We start from the raw sequence: 364 nt of genomic DNA, 5'->3' as shown, positions 1-364 counted from the left end.
GCTGCCTCCGATCGCGGCAGCGCACTAGCGCATGCGGGAGTGTAGGTGTGCATGTTAACATGTACCGTGTCTGAGACTACACAGCCGGGACGTGACGCAGCAGGGTTGAGAGGTCCCTGGGCAGGCTCCCGCGGCTGGCATAGTCCAGGTCCAGCGCCACGCGCTTGGCGTAGGTCGTGTCCGAGCGCCCCGAGACCTGCCACAGCCCGGTCACCCCCGGCGGCACCGCAAAGCACGTGGCGAACGCCCGGCCGTAGCGGGCGACCTCGGCCTGGACGATCGGGCGCGGCCCGACCAGGCTCATCTCGCCGCGCAGCACGTTCCACAGCTGCGGCAGCTCGTCCAGCGAGGTCTTGCGCAGCAC

General features: G+C 69.5%; 1 protein-coding gene. It reads right to left on the bottom strand.

Annotation, left to right across the window (positions count from 1 at the left end; all coding sequences use genetic code 11):
* Positions 1-76: 76 nt before the first annotated feature.
* On the bottom strand, positions 77-364 hold a 288-nt coding region (locus MKL09_RS03620), incomplete at its 5' end, for a sugar transferase (protein WP_244018040.1).

It is taken from the genome of Methylobacterium sp. J-048 (assembly GCF_022829515.1).
Taxonomy (GTDB): domain Bacteria; phylum Pseudomonadota; class Alphaproteobacteria; order Rhizobiales; family Beijerinckiaceae; genus Methylobacterium.
This window is presented reverse-complemented; position numbering and strand designations above follow the sequence as displayed.